Below are 19,895 nucleotides of genomic sequence, written 5' to 3'. Positions count from 1 at the left end.
ATCCCCCTTACTTACGTTAAAGCGCCTTAATCTGCTTCGTAAGTTCCATAAACCGTTCATCCAGTTCTTTATATTCTTTGTCTTTAGAAGTTAAAAAGCTTAATTTCCCTAATACTTCTTGTCTCTCTGTTTCTAATGTTAAACGTAGCTCTTCGATTTCGTCTCTTGTTTTCGTAGGTTCTTCGAGCTGCTTTTGTATTGTATTGTTTACAAACACAAGCTTTGTATTAGTTGTTTTCTCCAGAAAATATCGATCGTGAGAAACGATAACGAGCGTTCCGTTATACTCAGCTAATGTATTTTCAAGCTGTTCACGTGAAGGAAGATCAAGGTGATTCGTAGGTTCATCTAAAATAAGTACATCTTTTTCATCTAAAATATAAGCCATTAGCTTACATTTTACTCGTTCACCCATACTCATATATCGAATCGGCTCTTTCCATTGAGAAGATTCAAACCCTAAATGTTTCATTAAATTTTGGACTTTTCCTCTTTCTTCAAACGTCTCTTTGAAAAATAAATCTTCTGGTGTTTTTTCCAGCGGTAAATCAAATACTTCTTGTGTTAAATAACCTATGTTTACTGATGGTGAAATCCATACTTCTCCTTCAGCAGTTTCGTTTCCCATAATCATCTTCAGTAAAGTTGTTTTCCCGCTACCGTTTGGTCCAACAATCGCAATCTTCTCACCGTGTTGAATTGTAAAATTAACGTTTTCAAATAATATTCGATTATTAAATTCTTTCCGCAATTGTTTTACTTCTAAGAAACGTTTTCCTACTTTTTTACTCGCTTGAATAGAGAATTCAACTGAATACTCCTCTTTCACACGTTCTATCTTCGTTTTCTCTAGCTCTTTTTCGAGACGTTTTCGTTTCGACTTCACTTGTGCATCCATGCGCTTCGCTTTTACACGATAAAATTCTTTAACTCCTTCTTGTTTTGTAGACTGCGCATGTGCCTTTTGTGACCATGAACTTAGTTCTTTTATATGAGTTTCTACTTGTTCTATCTTTTTTTGTTGTTTTTCATATTCACGCTGCTGCGTCATTCTTTTATGCTCACGTGCTTTCATATAACTCGTATAATTACCGCTATAGTCAATTAATTTCTTATCCTCAATTGACCATATTCTAGTCGCGACAACATCTAAAAAATATCGATCATGCGATACGACGATAACTGTACCTTTCATATTTTTAATTTGCTTAATAAGAAATTCTGTACTCATCTCATCTAAATGATTTGTCGGTTCGTCTAATATTAAGACATTAGGATTTTTAGCAAATCCTTTTGCTAATCGTACTTTCAGCTTTTCACCACCACTTAAAGTATGAAAGTCGTTCGTTGGCACGCCCCATTTCGCAAGAAGCTCTGCTTCTTTTGCAATTATATCCTTACTAACAAAAGATTCTTTTTCTTGTTCAACATATGCTGTTGTCATATTCATTTGCATCCATTCAACAGTACCTTTTGAAGGTTCAATCTTCCCATTTATTAATTGAAGTAACGTTGATTTACCAGCACCGTTTTTACCAATTAATCCGATAACATCCCCTTGTTTTACTGTCACATTCATTTTCTCCAACAACCTATTTTCTTTTATTTCAACATAAACATCATTTAATTTTAATAGTTCTTTCATAATACCGATCCCTTTCGTTAAGGGAGAATAAAAAAATCCTCCCAAATAAATTTGGCAGGATTAGTCGTTAAAATATTTATACCCAAATAAGCTATTGCGCAACATAAATAGCAATACCGTTGTTTGGAAATTGGGCAGACTAATCCTATTTTTTAGAAATTGAAATGTATTGAATTTCAACATTTAAAAATAAGATTAGTTAATCATCGTCCACCCATCATTCCTTTCCATCATTAGTAACCATATTGTACCATGATAGTACTGTATGCGTAAATATTAATATTTGTACTACAAAATCAAAGATTTTCTTCAAGTTTATTTGTCATTTTTACAATTTCCTGTGCTCTTATCTTTAATTTTTCACTAATTTGTGAAGTTTATTCATATGAAAACTTTATGAAATATACAATACAAGGCTAAAAAACTTATTTCAAAAATTCTTTAGCCTGAGTCATTTTTACACATTAAAAAACTTAATACGTACAACGGTACCTTTACCAACTTCTGAATGGATTTCTACACTATGTCCTAATTGTTTCGTAATTTCATATACAAGATATAGCCCCATTCCAGTTGATTCTTTAAAATCTCTGCCATTTTCTCCTGTAAAGAAAGGTTTAAATACTCTTGGTAAATCTTGTTTCGGTATGCCTACACCGTTATCAGCAATTTCAAGTATGACTGTATTACCTTCCTTACAAGCTTTCACTTTAATCTTCTCTCTACTACCAGATGAATATTTAATCGCATTCGATAGTATTTGTCCAATTAAAAATTGTAACCATTTCGCATCACTTTCTACAGTAATATCTTTTTCAACTTTAAGCTCTGGATACACAAAATTCCGGATAAAGAAACGTTTATGTTCATGCACAGAATCATTCACTATTTTATGTAGCTGTACTTTTTCTACATAAAAATCTTGTGTAAATGCTTCTAAACGTGCAACATACAATGCCATCTCTAACCCCTTTTTCAGTCTATCTGTTTCCTCATTTATACTTTCGAAGCGTGGATCAACTTCATCTTGTGTAATTAATTCTATGACAGATAAAGGTGTTTTCATTTGATGAATCCACTGATTCATAAAGGTTAAATGATCATTATTTTTTCTCTCTTGTATTTGAAGCTGATTTTGATAATGGCGATACTGTACCTCAAGCAAGTGTTGAAGAGCAGCAGATATAGCTGCAAAATCAGATGTTTGAACCGATTCATCTAAAGATTGCATCGGGTTTGCTAATCGTTCATAGAAAGTACGATGAGTAAAGTAACGAAGTACTAAATAGCCTACCATAAAAAAGGCACCTAAAAACATTGCATACAATGCCGTCGCAATATGCTTATGTCCATCAAACCAATAAACGAGAAATATGGATAATAGTTGAATGACTGTAAAACAAATAAGAGGTATATGATCACGTATAAACAGCCTTATCATTTTTCCATACCAGTATCCCAAGTAATATGTAGTCTATATCCAACACTACGAATCGTTTCAATCGCATCCTCAATATGTAATGTTTTTAACTTTTTTCGCACACGTGTTGTATTTACACTTAATGTATTATCATCAACATAGGATTCGCTATCCCATAATTTATTTAACAACACTTCTCTACTCACAACACGCGGATAATTTTTCATTAACATTTCTAATAAAATAGCTTCATTTCTCGTTATATCAATTTCTTGATTCTTAAGCTTCAATACAAGCCTTTCAGGATATAAACTAAGACCATGTTGCTCAACCATTCGTTCTTCTACTTTCGGTGCATAATCTCCGTAAGCACGTCTTAAATGACTTCGAATTTTAGCCATTACAACTTCGTAATGAAAGGGCTTTGAAATGAAATCATCTCCACCGTTTTCTAACGCCATAACTTGATCCATCGTACCTTCACGAGCTGAAATAAATAATATCGGACATGTAGAAACTCCGCGAATTTGACGACACCAATAATACCCATCAAAACTCGGTAAATTAATATCTAATAAAACTAACTCTGGTTGTTCTTCTAAAAAAATATTTAATACATTTTGAAAATCCGATACAATAATTCCTTCATACCCGTATTTCGCAACATGTGTTGATAATAATTCTGCTATTTTCATATCATCTTCTACAATCATAATTTTAACCATTATTTACTCCTTTTTCGATCCGCAATCGTATATACAATTATATAAAATAAATAATACCTTTTTTTATTTAATTCGTAAATTTAAAAAGGATACTTTTATACAAAAGCATCCTTCTTCTATTATTCTTACTTAATATGAAAGTTACTGCAATTAAAACCTAGCTTCTCCACATAATCCATACTTAGTTCCATTCGTGCCGTTTTAAGTGGATCCACAACTTGACAAACTTTTAAATCACCGGCAGCTGATAATAAAAGCGTGGCATCAGCTTTAGACATTTGTAATTCTTCATGTAAAAATGTCACCATATTACGTACAGCACGATTCGCTGCATCATCTAGCAATTTCTCTGAAGCAAGCGTCATTATTTTTTCTTTTTGAATAGCCATTGGTAATGGCCATTTCTTTCCTTTTATAATATGAACTGTTACCGTCACCTCACCAGCAACCTCTACTCCACTAACACCAATTTCACCGTCACCCATCGCTGCGTGTAAATCACCTAATGCTAATAGAGCACCAGGAACATTTACAGGTAATAATAATGTTGTCCCTTCTTTTATCTCTTTACAGTCCATATTCCCGCCGTGATCATGCGGTGTGCCACATGAAATACTCTCTTCTTTTGGAGCAGTTCCAATTACACCGATCATTGGATTAATTGGGATTTGTAGTTCATTCGAAAACAAAACATGTTTATTATGTATTGGGACAATTTTCACTGTATTTTCATGTAGCTCTTCACCCATTACACCAAGATTCATACCTGTAGTTAAAACACCTTGCTCTGCAATTTGAATCTTTTCAATCGTTACGGCTAATATGTCACCAGGCTCTGCACCACTGATATATACAGGTCCAGTCGCCGGATTAATTCGGTTCCAATCTAATTCTTGAAACGCAACATCTTCAGAATCAATTTGATTTTCAAAGCAATCATATGTTTCAAATATAAGGCGACTCCCAATTTCTACTTCCATACATGGTTTATTTTCTGGTGACATTGCGTAAATGATATGGTCTTTCTGAATTCGATGCATATTATCTCTCCTCTTTATATTAGTCTACAATTACTAATTAGCTTTTTTCATAAAAGCTCCTTTTAATAATTAATGAATTTACATATAGAAAAGCACTTAGCTTATTTTCATACATACACTCTTTACTATAACAGGTAAAGAAAGTTGGTATCACTATGCCCCTTATTCCATATAACGAAAGCGATGTTGATTTACTAGCTCGTTTAATGCGTGCTGAAGCTGAAGGCGAAGGTCGACAAGGTGAACAACTTGTTGGCTGCGTAGTAGTAAATCGTGTATTTTGTGATTGCTTAGATTTTAAACAACTCCGTACCGTACGTGATGCTGTATATCAAAGCCCTGGTGGATTCGAAGCAGTGCAATACGGATATTTTTATCAACGCGCTCGTGAATCAGAAAAAGAAATCGCACGAAAAGTTTTACAAGGTGAGTGGCGCTGGCCTGCACGATGGGCTCTTTGGTATTTCCGTCCAGTTGGAGCTTGTCCGCCCGAATGGTATAATCAGCCATTTGTAGGACAGTTTAAAAGTCACTGTTTTTATGAACCTAGTGGTGATGAATGTCCGAAATTGTATTCACGGTAGTAAAATTTGGAACGCAAGTACTTAGAATTTTGGGTACTTGCGTTACTTTTAAATTTGTTTTAGAAATCTAATAATGCAATGGTTTTTTCTATACCTACCACATGTATTAATAATGGTATACGAGGACCATTTGATTGATTCATAATGAGTTTATATATAATAGTGAATAATTGTTTTTGATTTTCTTTCATTATTTTTTTATTTTCATGATGACAAATCGAATAAAATTGCTCCATTATGTTTGAATAATCTTTATTTGAACGCAATATTTTACAAACTTCTACTAACCATTTTTTCTGCTTTCCCTCTAATGTGTTATAAAACTCTGTATTTTTCTCCTGATTTACCGCAATTAATTTTTCGGATTGAAAGTTTCTTATCCAATGCTCTGCACGATTACTTATCGCAATCATAGCATCTAATGCATAACTTCTATCTATTTCTTCTAATGTACCTTGTAAAATAGATGAATTAAAATTTAATAGCGGCAATATTCCTGCTACTTGATTAAATTTCGGATATTCTTTAAATCCGCTATCTACTCTAGAAAGCTTAATTGCATCAAATAAATCTTCATTTTTGAGCATTTTATTCTCATAACTATCTTTCAATCGTTCATATTCTGTATAATTGCGAATTACATCTTCATCAAGACCGATATGAAACGCTGCGTCTGGCCTATATTTTGCAAACATAAATAGAATCACTTCGGGCAAATACACTTTTAGCAACTCGCTAGGTGTAATACTATTCCCTGAGGAACTAGACATTTTTTCATGATGCCCTTTAATTCCAATAAAATCGTAAGCAATGTAATGAGGCGCTTCACGATTGAATATTTTTCTCGCAATTTCTTTTGATACATTATAACTACCCGTTTCTGATGAATGATCTCTACCGCCCGGCTCAAAAACAACATCCTCTATCATCCATCTCATCGGCCAATCGATTTTCCAATTCAGTTTCATTTCATTTGTATTTAATACCGATAATTCAGTTTGATTTCCGCATTCACATTCATACCGGACTGTTTTTAATACTTCATCAAAATGTGTAATCGTTGTCGCATCTTTCCCGCATTTCTCACAATATAATGTAACCGGATAAAAGCCCTCTCGCTCTTCTTCACTACACTCTCCCGTTTTAAAACTCATTAAAATGTCATATATTTCTTTTCTTTTATATAAAGCCTCCAATATGTTTTTGTTATATCTTCCACTTCTATATTCAGCATGTTGATATATGAATTCCACTTCAATCCCAAATACTTGAAGCGATTCCTCAAACTCTTTTTCAAAATGCTCGGCATATGAATTATGACATCCATACGGATCTGGTATATCACAGTATGGCATTCCGATATACTTTACAAAAGATGAATCAACATTTTTAGGGACTTTTCTAAATCTGTCGTAATCATCCCATGAAAATATAAAACGAGTCTTTTTCCCTAAATCTTGAAGCGCCCTTACAACAAAATAAGTCGTTACGATTTCACGAAAGTTCCCAATATGAACAGAACCAGATGGACTAATTCCAGATGCGCAAACAAAAGTTTCTTTGTTTGGATGTTTTCTAATTAATTCGTGTGCTACTTCATACGCCCAATGCATATGTTACTCACCTCAATTGTTTTTTGTTTTCAGATTTTCAGTTTTATACAATAAAAAAACTCCCACCCCCAAGATTATTCATCTTGAGGACGAGAGTTGTTAGCTTCGCGGTACCACCTCAGTTTGTCAATATGTCACCATATTAACCTCTTCAGGTACGGCAAAATATGCTTATACCCTATCTCTATAACGGGAGATCCCGTCGCACCATCCCTAAATAAATTAGTTCCTTGCGCAGCTCCAAGTCTTTTTTCATTAAGATGTATACTGCTCTTTCTCAGCTACCAGAGCTCTCTGTACGTATTCTTTCTTAACTACTCTTCTCTTCCATGCCATTTTAAATATTAGTTTTTTCATATGATAATTTATAACGCTATCATTGTCAAACTTTTCCGAAATAAAATTATATAATTATCTAAAAAAATTCTTTATCGCTTCTAATTGAATTTTGTGGCTACACTCATCACAACAATATACCCCTTTTGGTTTCTCTTTAAATCGCTTATATTTTTCACTACCTTCATAAACACGAAATATATTTTTACAAGAAAAGCAAACAATTTCATAAAACATCATATGCATTTTCCTCTCCATATTTATACATTTTTTTAATCACTCGAGAAAATCAGTTTTTCCATGGTACAAATCTTAATATCTTCTGATTAAAAGGTTTACCTCTATTCTTATCGAATTATATAAATATCTTATAAAGCGAGGTGAACATCTTGGACAGTAATATAGAATTAATTTTAGATGCAAAAGCAAGTTTAGCCGAAGGACCATGTTGGGATGAAAAAAGCAACTTTTATACTGGGTTGATATTGCGGAGAAACAATTATGCATATTTAGTCCTACCGCTAATACAAACCGAGTAATTGCTCTCAATCAACAAATTGGTTGTGTTGTTCCGTATTTAGATGACGTACTACTCCTAGCTATGGAAAACGGCTTTTATTCTATTAATGTTGAAACAGAAAAACTGACACATATTTTTGACCCTGAACCACATTTATTTAATAATCGTTTTAATGATGGAAAATGCGATCCGGCAGGACGTTTTTGGGCAGGTACTACAGATACATACGGTATTAATGCTGCTGGCTCCTTGTATTGTTTAAATAATAATTTAAAGGTAGAGAAAAAAGTTTCACATGTAAATACATCAAATGGAATTGCTTGGTCACCTGATCATACATACCTTTACTTTATTGATACACCTACTAAAAAAGTAGTTCGTTTTCATTATAATATAAGTACTGGAGAAATTTGCAATCCAAGCGATGTAATCCTTTTCTCTGAGAATGAAGGTTTACCTGATGGTATGACAATTGACGAGGAAGGTTGCTTATGGATTGCTCATTGGGGAGGTTCAAAGATTACTAGATGGAACCCTTCAACTGGAGAACAAATATTAAGTATCCCGATTCCAGCGCTGCATGTAACATCTTGTACATTTGGAGGACCCAATTTAACCGACCTATATGTTACAACAGCCAGAACAAGAATGACGGATGACGAATTAAAGCAATATCCACATGCTGGTGGTATTTTTCGAATTCAAACAAATGTAAAAGGTTGTCCTACCCATTCATTTTGCAATAATAATATTGGAGCTGAAACACTATGAATCGTATTAATTACATAAGACAAGCAGAAAAGAAATATCACGACCTTTGTTATGAACAATATAAACTATTTGAAACTGGCTCTTGGCTGTACAAACCAGTTAAAACAGTTATGGACTTGATGGATCACTTTGAAGGACAAAACAACTTGCAAGTACTTGATCTCGGCTCTGGCGTCGGAAGAAATAGTATTCCCATTGCACAAAAGATACAAAATACTAGTGGCACTATTACATGTGTGGACTTACTTGATTCCGCTTTAACAAAATTACAAACTTATAGTAGAAAATATGTGTAATTAATAATATTAAAACCGAACAAGCAGCAATTGAAAACTACTACATCCAACCTGATACATATGATTATATCATTGCAGTATCAAGTTTAGAGCATGTTCAATCAGAAGAAGATTTAAAAAACGTGCTCCATTCTATGAAAGAAGGTACAAAAAGTGGCGGTATTAATTGTTTAATTATTAACTCGAACATACAAGAAATTGACTTACATACGGATGAAGAATTAGATGCTTTAATTGAAATTAACCTTCCTACTGAAGATATGATATATCTATTAAAAAGCATTTATAAGGAATGGAAAGAAATTAAAGTTGAAATAAAAGAATTAGTCTATGATATTGTTCGCGATGAAAGGCATATTCAATTAAAAACAAATGCTATAACATTTGTTTTTCAGAAATAAAACTATAAAAGGTAAGGTTTTCCCCTCATACATTCAGAGAAACACCCTTACCTTTCAATTATAAATTCTTCATAAAATTGCTCAGTTATTAGTTTTAGCTTCATCTAAAATATTATTTTTATTAGAAATACTATTCAGCTACTAATTGAATTCATTCATTTATTAATAATTGCTTGTCGAGCTTTTTCTTTATCATCAAAATAAATAGTTGAACCTTTTAAAATTTGATACGTTTCATGCCCTTTGCCTGCAATCAAAACGATATCATTAGAAGATGCCATGTTTATTGCGTGAGTTATTGCAAGTTCACGATCTACCTCCACTTTATAATTCAAATTATTATTTTGCGAAAATCCTTTTTCAATATCTTTCATTATTGCCTGCGGATCTTCCGAACGTGGATTATCAGAAGTAATAAAAACAAAATCACTATAACTTCCAGCAATTCCGCCCATTATAGATCGTTTTTTTGCGTCTCTATCTCCACCACAACCGAAAACAGTAATAACTTTACCTTTTGCAAACTCGCTAATTGTAGAGAGAACATTTTCTAATGCATCCGGTGTATGAGCATAGTCCACTATTACAAGAAAATCTTGATTTTCATCTATAATTTCCATTCTACCTTCAATACTCTTTAAGTTTGATAAGCTATCACAAATGTTTGTAAGCGGAATACCTTCAACTATTGCAACTGTTATTGCTGCTAATGCATTATAAACATTAAAACGACCTACAAGATTAAGACTAACCTCTATTTCTCCATTAAAGGACGAAACTAAAAAACGAATTCCTTTTGGGCTTAAAGTTATGTTCTTCGCTTGAACATCTGCTCTATTATGTATTCCATATGTGATAACCTCAGCTGAAGTAATTTTTTTAAAGTATTCTACCGATGGATCATCTGCATTCAAAACAGCTATTTTTTTATCCGTAGTAGATAAATCATTTCCTAATCTTGAAAAAAGAAGACCTTTTACATGCTTATATTCATGAAATGTTCCATGATAATCCAAATGATCTTGCGTTAAATTTGTAAAAACAGCTATTTTAAAGTTACATCCTTTCACTCTTTCCATATGTAAACCTTGTGACGTAACTTCCATAACACAATAATCTGCATTTTGATTTTTCATCATTTGCAAATTCCGTTGAAGTGTTGGAGGCTCTTGCGTATTAATATCAGTAGGATACCATTTTGAATCAACTTTCACTCCGTTATTCCCCATGAGCCCCGTGTGATATCCATAATCACTTAAAATTTTTTCAAGTAAATAGGAAGTAGTTGTTTTTCCATTTGTACCTGTAATTCCAATTAGCTTTATTTTATTAGATGGATAACCATAGAAGTGTGACGCAATAACTGCCATAGCATATCTAGCATCTTTAACAATTATTTTAGGTATCTCAATATTTACATCCCTTTCTACAATTAACGCTACAGCACCATTCTTCACTGCATCTTCAACAAATTGATGTCGATCTTCAAGAAAACCATCGATACCTGATACACATATAAATAGATCTCCATCAGTTATCTTTCTAGAATCCATTTCTAACCCCGTAATTTCTACATCCATATTGCCAATAGTTTCTTTAATCAATAACAAATTCGCCAGCTCTTTTAGTTTCAAATGTCCCGCCCCCTTAAACATTTCCCCTATTTATTTTACCACTTTATATAAAATAATGGCTTAAAATACCATATTGATTTAACGAAATTTATTCATCTAAAATAAACAAAAAATAAAAGAGCACTTGTTTCCGCAAGTGCTCTTTTGGGGATTTTGAGATACCCTATTAACGAAAGTTACGGTTACTTAAAGTTAATAGGTATTTCTATTATATGCTTGTCCTTTTTATTTGTGCATAATCAATATATAAACATCTTTAATAATTCTTAATAACTTTTCGTTATAGTTCTTTCTGACATGTTATCTTTAAGAAATTGATTGAAGGTTTATTGACCATATTCTTATTTGGTTCATCAATTTCCGAAACTTGTACTAGTCCATATTTTTTAAAATCTTGTTTTATAGATTCAGAATCATAGAAGAACATTTTTACGCCTTCCATTATCTCATAATAGTCTTGCTCCAACTGTTTTCCTTTTCCGTACATTGGAGCTTTTTTAGAAACAGTTGTAAAAACCATATATCCACCAGGTTTTAACTGATTATAACAATCTTTAATAAATTTCTCTCTTTCCTGTTCATTCAACAAATGAAGAAGTGCATGACTAAATATCCCATCATACAGTTTATTATCAAAAGGCATTTCGTTTACTGAACCATGATATATACTAATATCTTCTAATCCGTTTTGTTTCGCTAAATCAATAGCTGTTTTTGAAATTTCAATTCCTGTTACATTTATATCATTATCGATAAACACCTTTGCGTTTCTGCCATATCCAATACCCGGAACTAATATGTCCTTAACGTTCTTTTCTAGAAAAAAATCCTTTGTCAAAATTGCTGATTCTGTAGGTTCAAATCCCCACATCGTTTGTTTCTCAATAAAGCTTGATTCCCAAAATTCCATTATGTTTCTATCTCCTTGTTTTCAATCCATTTTAGTATTAAATTAAAGGCAAGTTTTTTGTGTTGTTGTTATAGGGTGTTGTTGCTATATAGTTTTTTCTTCTATTCATACCACTTACCTTATTCATCTTGGCTCCATTGAATATAGCATAATAATAAGCCTATATCTAATTTTAAGATTGGCTTATTATTATGCTATATTCGTGTGTAAAAAATAGAAAAACCAATACTTCCGTTGTAGTATTGGCTTTTCCCAAGAGAAATTATCTTTTTATATTGTACTGATCTATTACTTTTTCTAACATTTCTAAAGTTATCGGCTGAGCTTTCTCTATTAATTGGTAACCAATCCGCCCATTCGGTTCAGCTGTAACTTGCTGTAAACTCTTTAAATCATGAATACCTTTTTCTCTTAATTGCATATAAAGTTGTTGTTCCGACATTTTCGCATTCATCAAATTCTCTTTTACAATCTCTCCGTTTTCAACAATTATAATGCTACTGCCATTTAGGAATTGTTCCAACTTCTTTGACTTCAATTCAAAGAAATGAATGATAAGAAGTACGCTTGCAAAGATTACAGCTGCAAATATAGATGGGACTACTTTCCTACTTAATACAGGCTCTACAATAATACGTGCAATTGATACTACTATAATGATTTCAGCTCTTGTCATTTGGCTAACAGATGTACTACCTGTCATTTTTAATGCAATAATTCCAGTTAAAATTAAAATAATGCTTTCAAAAATAACATTCATAATAACCTAATCCTTTAATGGGTAATGTTAGTAGCATTCTCCACTTAAGGATGAATTATAAGCTGCAAGTTTATCTATTATTCATATGAAACAAATACTTTTAATGGATGTATTGTCCCTTTGCTCAATGTCTCAAAACATTGTTCAAGTGCAGTATAATGAATTTCATGTTGAAAAATCTCTTCTAACAATGGTATTTGTTCTATTTGACTAAAAAACCAATCTGCATGTTTTTGATAATCATACCCATCACTTGAACCAATGATTTGCAATTCTTTCTGATAAAAATCGGCGGTTAATGTTAATTCTTCAATATTACCATCAGAAAGTATACATATTTGTCCATTAGTTTTAAGTGTTTTTTGTAATGTATGGAATCCGCTATTTGTAGCAGAACATTCGAAACCATAATTATATGTTTCTACTATCTGTTCTTCTGCATCAAATGTGTTTTTCACACTAAATTTCTGTGCAAATTCCCTTCTAGTCCTATCAGGTTCAACAATATCCACATGCTCAATACCTACATAGTATTTTAAGAAATAACAAGCAAGTAAACCAATAACTCCCATTCCAGTTATAAGTACCTTTTCATCCTGTCGCGGGTTTAGTTTCAATATGCCTTTAGCGGCATCGCACGAAAGAATAGATAATAAAGCGACTTTAGGTTTTATATAACTAGGTACTCGAATTACTTTATACCCCTTAACTATTCCTATCGTTTCATGTCCATAAAAAGAAACTACTTTATCGCCTATTTTTAAATTCGTTACTTTATTACCAACTTGAATCACTTCACCATAACTTTCATATCCAGTTTTTCTTGGATAAAAAGGATGTGTATCTGTAACATCGGATCCATTATACTGTGGTAACTCTGCACCAATACTTATTGCACCTGCAATTGTTTTAACGATAATTTCATCATCCTGTATAGACTTTATTTTACACGTTTGCCACTTAAGGTATTTTGGTCCTTCTAAAACTAATTTATTTTGTTCCATTTATGACCCTCTCATTTTATAAAAATATATTCTCACTAAATTTCAAACAATGTATAATAAATTCATCTAAAATTTAAGCTATAACGTTGACTAGCACCCAACAGTGATAAAATGATAATTGAATTTGATGGATATGGTATAAATGAGTATGTTTTTGGCCGTAACTGTTCTCTTAACGAGTTAATAATAATGTATTTAAATGTAAAAAATGAAGAGATATCTAATGAAGAACTTCTAAACTTATTTTGTGTACGGTATCATTATGAAAAAATCCAAAAGTTATTACAAGAAGACGTCTTAAGCGATATTGTCATTGATTTAGATACAGACTATATTTATATCCCTAATAGATAACAGTAAACTAGATTGAGTGAATAGAAATTACGATTCAGCTAAGTGTTTAATAAAATAAGTCATTGCCCAAATTAATGTCGCAAACTGAGTGACAAAATACATTGTCCATTCAAAACCAGTCAATTTTCTATCTCGTTTAACCTTCTTTAAGTATCTATAAAATATAAATGTACTTAAAAACATAAGTAACAACGATAATTGTTGTAAATCATCGACTATACGTACTGCCATAGACCCCATCACCCTCCTATTCAAAATAAATGCTACGCTTTAAGGTTAACATTTATTGGTAGTTAATTCCCATTTAAATTACTTATGTCCAAAATAAAAAGAGCACTCAGCCATTGGGTGCTCTAAAAATATCATTTTATTCTTTTTTAAATTTAAAATTTAGACGTTCCACTTGTTTGATTTCCTCCATTATTTTACGAATTCCTTCTTCAATCCTATCTTCCTTTACATTCGATACGTTCAACTTTAATAGTCTTTGTTTCGGAAAACCTCTCACATAATTCTTATCAATCGTATCAATACTGATTTGCATTCCACTTAGTCTTTGTATCAACATGCCCGAAATACTTGTTTTATGTACTTCTAAACAAGTATGGATTCCAATTGTATTTTGCTTTTTATGTGTGAATAAAAGCGGGTTTTCACTATACATTCTTTCTAATACTTCTGCTAGTTTTTTAGATCTGTTATTATAGGAAGATTGAATTTTATTTTTATGGCGTTCGAACATGCCACTCTTTATATAAATTTCTAAAGCAGCTTGGGATATCATCGGGCTATCAATATCTAAAACCTTTTTATATGTATGGAAAGCACTCGAAATAATCGGTGGAATAACTGCTACACCAACTCGTAAACCTGGAAAAATAATTTTCGAATAACTTTTTAAATATATGACATGATTACCATGATCCAAGCTATATAATGGATCGGCTTTTGAATCTGTTTCTAAATCTGCTAAATAATCATCTTCCACTATAAATACATTATATTTCTTAGCCAATAGTACGATTTTTTCTTTCTCATCTTTAGAATAAGAAGTTCCAAGTGGATGATGATATCTTGGTATTGTATAAAAGAATTTTATTTTACCAGTTCGAAAAATACGCTCCAATTCTTTTAAATCAATACCTTCATTCGTACGTTTAATACCGATTACAGGAACTTTATTTATTTCTAGATACTCTATATATAAATGATACGTTGGTTGTTCAACTAATATTGTTTCATTTTCATTTGGAAATGGTATAGAAGTTAATATTGCAAGTGCCTGCTGCACACCTGACGTTATAAAAATATTGTCTTCTTTCGTGAACACTTGATAATTTGCCAACTGTTTTTGAATGACTGGAATTAAAGATGGTAACCCTTTCGGTGTTCCGTATACGAACAAATCATTTTTATAAGTATCAATAGCCTTATTAATGCAATGCTGAAAATCTAAATATGGGAAAACATCTGGATCTGGTGCTGAAGAAGCGAAATCAATTATCTCTTTATTTTCTATAGTACTCCCAGATTTCTTAACAACGTAGTATCCACTTTGAGGGACAGAATATATAATGTGACGCTTTTCTAATTCATAAAGCGCACGTATAACTGTTGCCTTATTACATTCATATTGCGCAACGAGTGACCGTATTGATGGTAATTTTTGTCCTTCTTTTATCTCTCCATGTTGAATCATTTTTTCTATATCATTTAAAATATGTAAATACTTATACATCATGACACCTCTTACATTTATTTTGTACCGGTACAGTTTGTATTTATTCACATTGTAGCACTAGATCAGAAAGTTTACTATGTACGTATACTGGCCAGTAAGAAATTAACTACTATGAGGTGAAATTATGAAGAATACAACAAAAGCATATATATCAGCATTACTCTATTCATTTATTATTGGATTTTCCTTTTTATTCGTGAAACTAACACTAACCATTACAAGCCCTCTTGATACTCTGGCTCATCGTTTTACAGTTGCTTTCGTAGCGGCAAGTATTCCTATTGTTTTCGGTTTTGTAAAGTTAAATATGTCATTCAAAAATATACTTGCCCTTTTACCACTTGCAATATTTTATCCAGCACTATTTTTTGCTTTCCAAGCATTTGGCTTAGTGTATACAAGTTCATCCGAAGCTGGAATTATACAAGCAGCGATTCCTATATTTACGATGATGTTAGCTTCCTATTTTTTAAAAGAGTATACAAATACATGGCAAAAAATATCTGTACTCATTTCCGTCATCGGTGTCATTTATATATTTATCATGAATGGTATAGGGACTCATGAAACTAGTTTCATAGGTGTTATTCTTATTTTGCTATCGGCATTATCATCTGCTTTCTATAATGTGTTAGCTCGAAAAATGACGAAGAAATTCAAACTAATGGATTTAACTTACACAATGACAGTAATCGGCTTTATTAGCTTTAATTTAATCGCGATTACCAGCCATATAAGCAAAGGTACAATAACGGTATACTTTAAACCTTTTACGAATGGAACATTTCTTATCTCCATTTTATATTTAGGGTTACTATCTTCCTTACTGACGGCATTGTTATTAAACTATTCCTTATCTTATATTGAAGCAGCTAAAATAAGTGTTTTCAGCAACTTTTCTACACTTATTACAATTATCGTGGGTGTTGTATTCTTACATGAACAAATCGCATACTATCACATCATCGGAACAATTTTGATTGTTCTTGGAGTAGTGGGCACAAACTTCCTAGGAAAAAGAGGGATTGTAGTACAGAAGAAGAATACTTCCTTAAGTAAATAAAAAGTGAGGGATATATATTGCAACGTGTAAATTCGATTGATATTAGTAACGTTCTAGAATTAGAAAATACTCTTTCTACTTTATTGAATGAAGTGATTTCTTCAAAGCTAGAACTTGAAAACTGGTTAAAAAAACACTCTACTTTCATTTGGGAAATTAAAGAACAATTAAGATCGCACTATATCGCCTTTCAATGTAATACAAATAATAAAGAAATAAAAGATACTTTCGAATATGATCAACAATTTGTAAGACCTCTTATGAAACGTTATCAAAATTCATTTGATACTAAATATTTAGAGTCACCTTTTCGAATGGAACTTGATCCAAAAACGTATAACTTACTAGATAAAAAAATAAAGAATTCTCAAACATTATTTTGTGAAAAGAACATTGATTTAGAAGTAAAAGAAGACAAACTAGTAACCGAGTACTTTGAAATTACAGGTGGTTTAACTGCACTATGGGACGGTGAAGAAAAAACAATTACTGAACTACAGTCTTACTTACAAGATCCGGATCGTCATACACGAAAAAAAGCAAAAACGCTCATTTCCGAAAAGTTTTTATCTGTTGAAAATAAATTACAACATATATTAAATGAATTAATCGTAATCCGTCATGAAAAGGCAAAAAACATTCAATTACATAATTATCGTGATTATATGTTTAAAAAACATGAACGTTTTGATTATACACCTGGAGACTGCTATGAACTTGCTGAATCTATCCGTAAGCATGTAGTGCCACTTATCGATAAGATATTGAATGAGAAAAAATGTGAACTTCAAGTAGATAGCCTTCGTCCATGGGATCTAAAAGCAGCCGCACCAAATCAAAAAGCATTAAAACCTATCGAAAACGCAAATAATTTAATTGAAAAAAGTTCTCATATTTTACATAAACTAGACCCTGAGTTTTCCGCATTACTGAATCGTATGCAGAAAAATAATTGCTTAGATTTAGAAAGTCGTAAAGGAAAAGGACCTGGAGGATTTTGCGAATATTTACCTGCTTCTCAATTATCTTTTATTTTCATGAATCTCAATCATACACATTATGATGTTACTACTTTCCTCCATGAAATGGGCCATAGTATTCATAATGAGTGTATGAAGCAGTTAGAGCTTCAAAAGTATTTAGAAATCCCTTCAGAATCAGCTGAACTAGCTAGCATGACAATGGAATTATTTTCGATGGAGTATTGGGATACCTTTTATGCGAATACAGAAGACTTTACAAAAGCAAAAATAGATTTCTTTAAAGATATTGTTAAGTATTTACCACAAATGCTTATCGTTGACCAATTCCAGCATTGGATGTATGAAAATCCTAACCATACTGCGAAGGAAAGAAACGAAAAGTATTTAGAATTACATAACACTTACCAATCGAACGTCGTAAATATTGAAGGCTATGAAAATTGGATAGCAACTGGCTGGTTATCTGTATTACACATATTCGAATTACCATTCTATTACATCGAATATGCAATCGCACAACTTGGTGCGCTGCAAATGTATAAACAATATAAAGAAAATCCTAAACAAGCAATAGAGAATTATAAAAAAGCATTATCATTAGGTAGTTCTAAATCTTTAACTGAAGTATATGAAGTTGCTGGAATTCGTTTTGATTTTTCTGGAGAAACGATTAAAGAACTAATGTTATTTGTAGAGAGTGAATTAGAGTTACTTGAGCAATTATAAGAAGAAAGCTGTTCCTATATTTTAGGTTCAGCTTTCTTCTTTGTTTTATTTATCAATTCTATGTACTGAGAATCTCCATATCCGATTGTTGGAAAAAGTTGAAACAACTTTGTTAACAATTCACGAGTTGGTAAATCTTTATTTTTAGAGATGAATTTTATTACGGTATTATCTTCTTTTAGCATTTCTAAATATATATCTATAGCCTGATACATGACAGGTGGTACCTTATAGAAAGTCTTTTTATGATTTACTAATACTTCACTGTATACCGAAGAATAATTTCCTAATTCAAGTTCAATTTGATTTACTTTAAATTCATCTTCTCTGAAACTATTTAAGTATACCTTCCCTTCATAAGAAGACTGTTCAAGGTAAGAAAGTATGGTAAGTAAGTTCATTTGGCAAAACATATCTTCACCAAACCATAAAACAATACATTTATACCTTTTCGTAAAAAGTTTTTCTAATGGATCTATAACCTTTTTTGTATAACTTTCTACGGAACTGTTGTGTCCTTCCGCTCTTGTTTTAATAAAATCGTCACCAAAAACTTGTGTAGTAGCGGGATTCACACACATAGCCTCATTAAATGGTGCATAATCAGAATCACCCATTAACTTTTCGTTTTTAAATTCTTCATACATAACTTGACCATTTAATATGTTAAGTACCTCTTTATCGAATAGCTCACTTTTCCTATTTCGTAACTGATCAACCTCTATTTTTCTAGAAATATTTATATGAAACACCCCTTCTTTATTTAAATTGAGTTTAACAAATGATTGAATAGGCATTTTGCTAAGTTGGTATTCTCTTGGATTGATTCCAAAAACATTTTTGAAAGCTCTACTATAAGCCTCTTGGGAAGAGTAATCGTAATCCAATGCGATCTCAATTATTTTCCTACCATTCTTTAAATCTTCTGTAGATAAATACAACCTTCTAAGAAGAATATAGTGTCTAATACTGAAACCCGTTACTTGATGAAATTTAAAAGAGCAATAATAAGGAAAATACCCCATATAACGAGATAATTCATCTAATGAAAATCCCTTTTTCAAATTGTGCTCAATCCAATCAATCATCTGCTGTATATGTTCATTCATTTCCTTCACTCCTTATATAAAAGTATAAGAGAAGTGCGTTTCATTCTTTTGATATTTCTTGTGTTTTATAACATGAGCCATTCTGTAAAATCTATATATACGTATTGGTTTTATATTTTTTACCTATCTTATTTTGACATACCTTCTATTCATTTTTCAATTTAGTGTTAAATCGTATGCTGGCAAGACCTAACTAATTATTAAAGGTCAATTTACATCATATTTCATTTTAAAGGATTTCAAAAATAAAACTAGAATTT

General features: G+C 31.9%; 17 protein-coding genes, 2 pseudogenes and 1 other annotated feature. Of the genes and pseudogenes, 6 read left to right on the top strand and 13 right to left on the bottom strand.

All coding sequences use genetic code 11. The annotated features are described in order from the left end of the window. Positions 1-16: 16 nt before the first annotated feature. The 4 genes from abc-f to RCJ96_RS14400 form a co-directional block, all read right to left on the bottom strand. Positions 17-1,645: a ribosomal protection-like ABC-F family protein gene (gene abc-f, locus RCJ96_RS14415; RefSeq protein ID WP_416504508.1), complete on the bottom strand. Its 1,629-nt coding sequence runs from the start codon at positions 1,643-1,645 to the stop codon at positions 17-19. A 457-nt stretch (positions 1,646-2,102) separates the two neighbouring features. Next, positions 2,103-3,086 (bottom strand): sensor histidine kinase, encoded by a 984-nt coding sequence (locus tag RCJ96_RS14410; protein WP_416504507.1) that lies wholly within the window; start codon positions 3,084-3,086, stop codon positions 2,103-2,105. Further along, complete coding sequence (locus RCJ96_RS14405) at positions 3,083-3,790, bottom strand: response regulator transcription factor (RefSeq protein ID WP_446699808.1); 708 nt, start codon at positions 3,788-3,790, stop codon at positions 3,083-3,085. Before RCJ96_RS14405 ends, RCJ96_RS14410 begins: the two co-directional genes overlap by 4 nt. A 125-nt stretch (positions 3,791-3,915) precedes the next feature. Next, the gene (locus tag RCJ96_RS14400; RefSeq protein WP_074608784.1) at positions 3,916-4,830 is read right to left on the bottom strand and encodes an acetamidase/formamidase family protein; all 915 of its coding nucleotides are present in this window, start codon (positions 4,828-4,830) and stop codon (positions 3,916-3,918) included. A gap of 155 nt (positions 4,831-4,985) precedes the next feature. Here RCJ96_RS14400 and RCJ96_RS14395 point away from each other — a divergent pair, with 155 nt between their 5' ends. Next, the gene (locus tag RCJ96_RS14395; RefSeq protein ID WP_001128419.1) at positions 4,986-5,414 is read left to right on the top strand and encodes a cell wall hydrolase; all 429 of its coding nucleotides are present in this window, start codon (positions 4,986-4,988) and stop codon (positions 5,412-5,414) included. Between the two features lie 59 nt (positions 5,415-5,473). Here the strand turns inward: RCJ96_RS14395 and lysS are convergent, their stop codons facing one another. After that, positions 5,474-7,027 carry a lysine--tRNA ligase gene (lysS, locus tag RCJ96_RS14390; RefSeq protein WP_416504505.1) on the bottom strand — a complete coding sequence of 518 codons (1,554 nt, stop codon included), beginning with the start codon at positions 7,025-7,027 and terminating at the stop codon, positions 5,474-5,476. 82 nt (positions 7,028-7,109) lie between these two features. Continuing rightward, positions 7,110-7,366, bottom strand: a binding site (T-box leader). A gap of 72 nt (positions 7,367-7,438) precedes the next feature. Then, complete coding sequence (locus tag RCJ96_RS14385; protein ID WP_000551046.1) at positions 7,439-7,609, bottom strand: DUF2197 domain-containing protein; 171 nt, start codon at positions 7,607-7,609, stop codon at positions 7,439-7,441. A gap of 143 nt (positions 7,610-7,752) precedes the next feature. On the opposite strand from RCJ96_RS14385, the pseudogene RCJ96_RS14380 reads away from it, so the two are divergent. Both RCJ96_RS14380 and RCJ96_RS14375 read left to right on the top strand, forming a co-directional pair. Then, positions 7,753-8,654: pseudogene (locus RCJ96_RS14380) on the top strand (SMP-30/gluconolactonase/LRE family protein). Then, positions 8,651-9,351: pseudogene (locus RCJ96_RS14375) on the top strand (class I SAM-dependent methyltransferase). The pseudogenes RCJ96_RS14380 and RCJ96_RS14375 overlap by 4 nt, the downstream one beginning before the upstream one ends. 155 nt (positions 9,352-9,506) lie before the next feature. Here RCJ96_RS14375 and RCJ96_RS14370 read toward each other — a convergent pair. The 4 genes from RCJ96_RS14370 to RCJ96_RS14355 all read right to left on the bottom strand — a co-directional run bounded on the left by RCJ96_RS14370 (position 9,507) and on the right by RCJ96_RS14355 (position 13,659). Continuing rightward, complete coding sequence (locus RCJ96_RS14370; protein ID WP_446699807.1) at positions 9,507-11,006, bottom strand: UDP-N-acetylmuramoyl-L-alanyl-D-glutamate--2,6-diaminopimelate ligase; 1,500 nt, start codon at positions 11,004-11,006, stop codon at positions 9,507-9,509. 259 nt (positions 11,007-11,265) lie between these two features. Then, positions 11,266-11,895, bottom strand: coding sequence for a class I SAM-dependent methyltransferase (locus RCJ96_RS14365; RefSeq protein WP_270796702.1), 630 nt, complete (start codon positions 11,893-11,895; stop codon positions 11,266-11,268). A gap of 262 nt (positions 11,896-12,157) precedes the next feature. Then, positions 12,158-12,655, bottom strand: a complete 498-nt coding sequence (locus RCJ96_RS14360; protein WP_270796703.1) for a DUF421 domain-containing protein — start codon at positions 12,653-12,655, stop codon at positions 12,158-12,160. A gap of 77 nt (positions 12,656-12,732) precedes the next feature. Next, positions 12,733-13,659, bottom strand: a complete 927-nt coding sequence (locus RCJ96_RS14355) for an alcohol dehydrogenase catalytic domain-containing protein (protein WP_270796705.1) — start codon at positions 13,657-13,659, stop codon at positions 12,733-12,735. A gap of 111 nt (positions 13,660-13,770) precedes the next feature. Here RCJ96_RS14355 and RCJ96_RS14350 point away from each other — a divergent pair, with 111 nt between their 5' ends. Then, positions 13,771-14,013 (top strand): hypothetical protein, encoded by a 243-nt coding sequence (locus tag RCJ96_RS14350; protein WP_011732930.1) that lies wholly within the window; start codon positions 13,771-13,773, stop codon positions 14,011-14,013. Positions 14,014-14,040: 27 nt separating this feature from the next. Here the strand turns inward: RCJ96_RS14350 and RCJ96_RS14345 are convergent, their stop codons facing one another. Together RCJ96_RS14345 and RCJ96_RS14340 are read right to left on the bottom strand one after the other, a co-directional pair. Beyond that, positions 14,041-14,244 (bottom strand): hypothetical protein, encoded by a 204-nt coding sequence (locus RCJ96_RS14345; RefSeq protein ID WP_000290885.1) that lies wholly within the window; start codon positions 14,242-14,244, stop codon positions 14,041-14,043. A 136-nt stretch (positions 14,245-14,380) separates the two neighbouring features. Next, the gene (locus RCJ96_RS14340) at positions 14,381-15,751 is read right to left on the bottom strand and encodes an aminotransferase-like domain-containing protein (RefSeq protein WP_270796707.1); all 1,371 of its coding nucleotides are present in this window, start codon (positions 15,749-15,751) and stop codon (positions 14,381-14,383) included. A gap of 127 nt (positions 15,752-15,878) precedes the next feature. Here RCJ96_RS14340 and RCJ96_RS14335 point away from each other — a divergent pair, with 127 nt between their 5' ends. Together RCJ96_RS14335 and RCJ96_RS14330 are read left to right on the top strand one after the other, a co-directional pair. Then, complete coding sequence (locus tag RCJ96_RS14335) at positions 15,879-16,817, top strand: DMT family transporter (RefSeq protein WP_262726234.1); 939 nt, start codon at positions 15,879-15,881, stop codon at positions 16,815-16,817. A 17-nt stretch (positions 16,818-16,834) separates the two neighbouring features. Beyond that, positions 16,835-18,526, top strand: coding sequence for a M3 family oligoendopeptidase (locus tag RCJ96_RS14330; RefSeq protein WP_416504502.1), 1,692 nt, complete (start codon positions 16,835-16,837; stop codon positions 18,524-18,526). 14 nt (positions 18,527-18,540) lie between these two features. On the opposite strand, the gene RCJ96_RS14325 is transcribed toward RCJ96_RS14330, so the two are convergent. Then, a complete protein-coding gene (locus tag RCJ96_RS14325) occupies positions 18,541-19,635 on the bottom strand; it encodes a helix-turn-helix domain-containing protein (RefSeq protein ID WP_416504501.1) in 1,095 nt (364 codons plus the stop codon). Between the last annotated feature and the right edge of the window lie 260 nt (positions 19,636-19,895).

The organism is Bacillus sp. BSL6 (assembly GCF_052928345.1).
The sequence above is the reverse complement of the archived record's forward strand: the minus strand, read 5'-3'. Positions and strand labels throughout refer to the sequence as shown.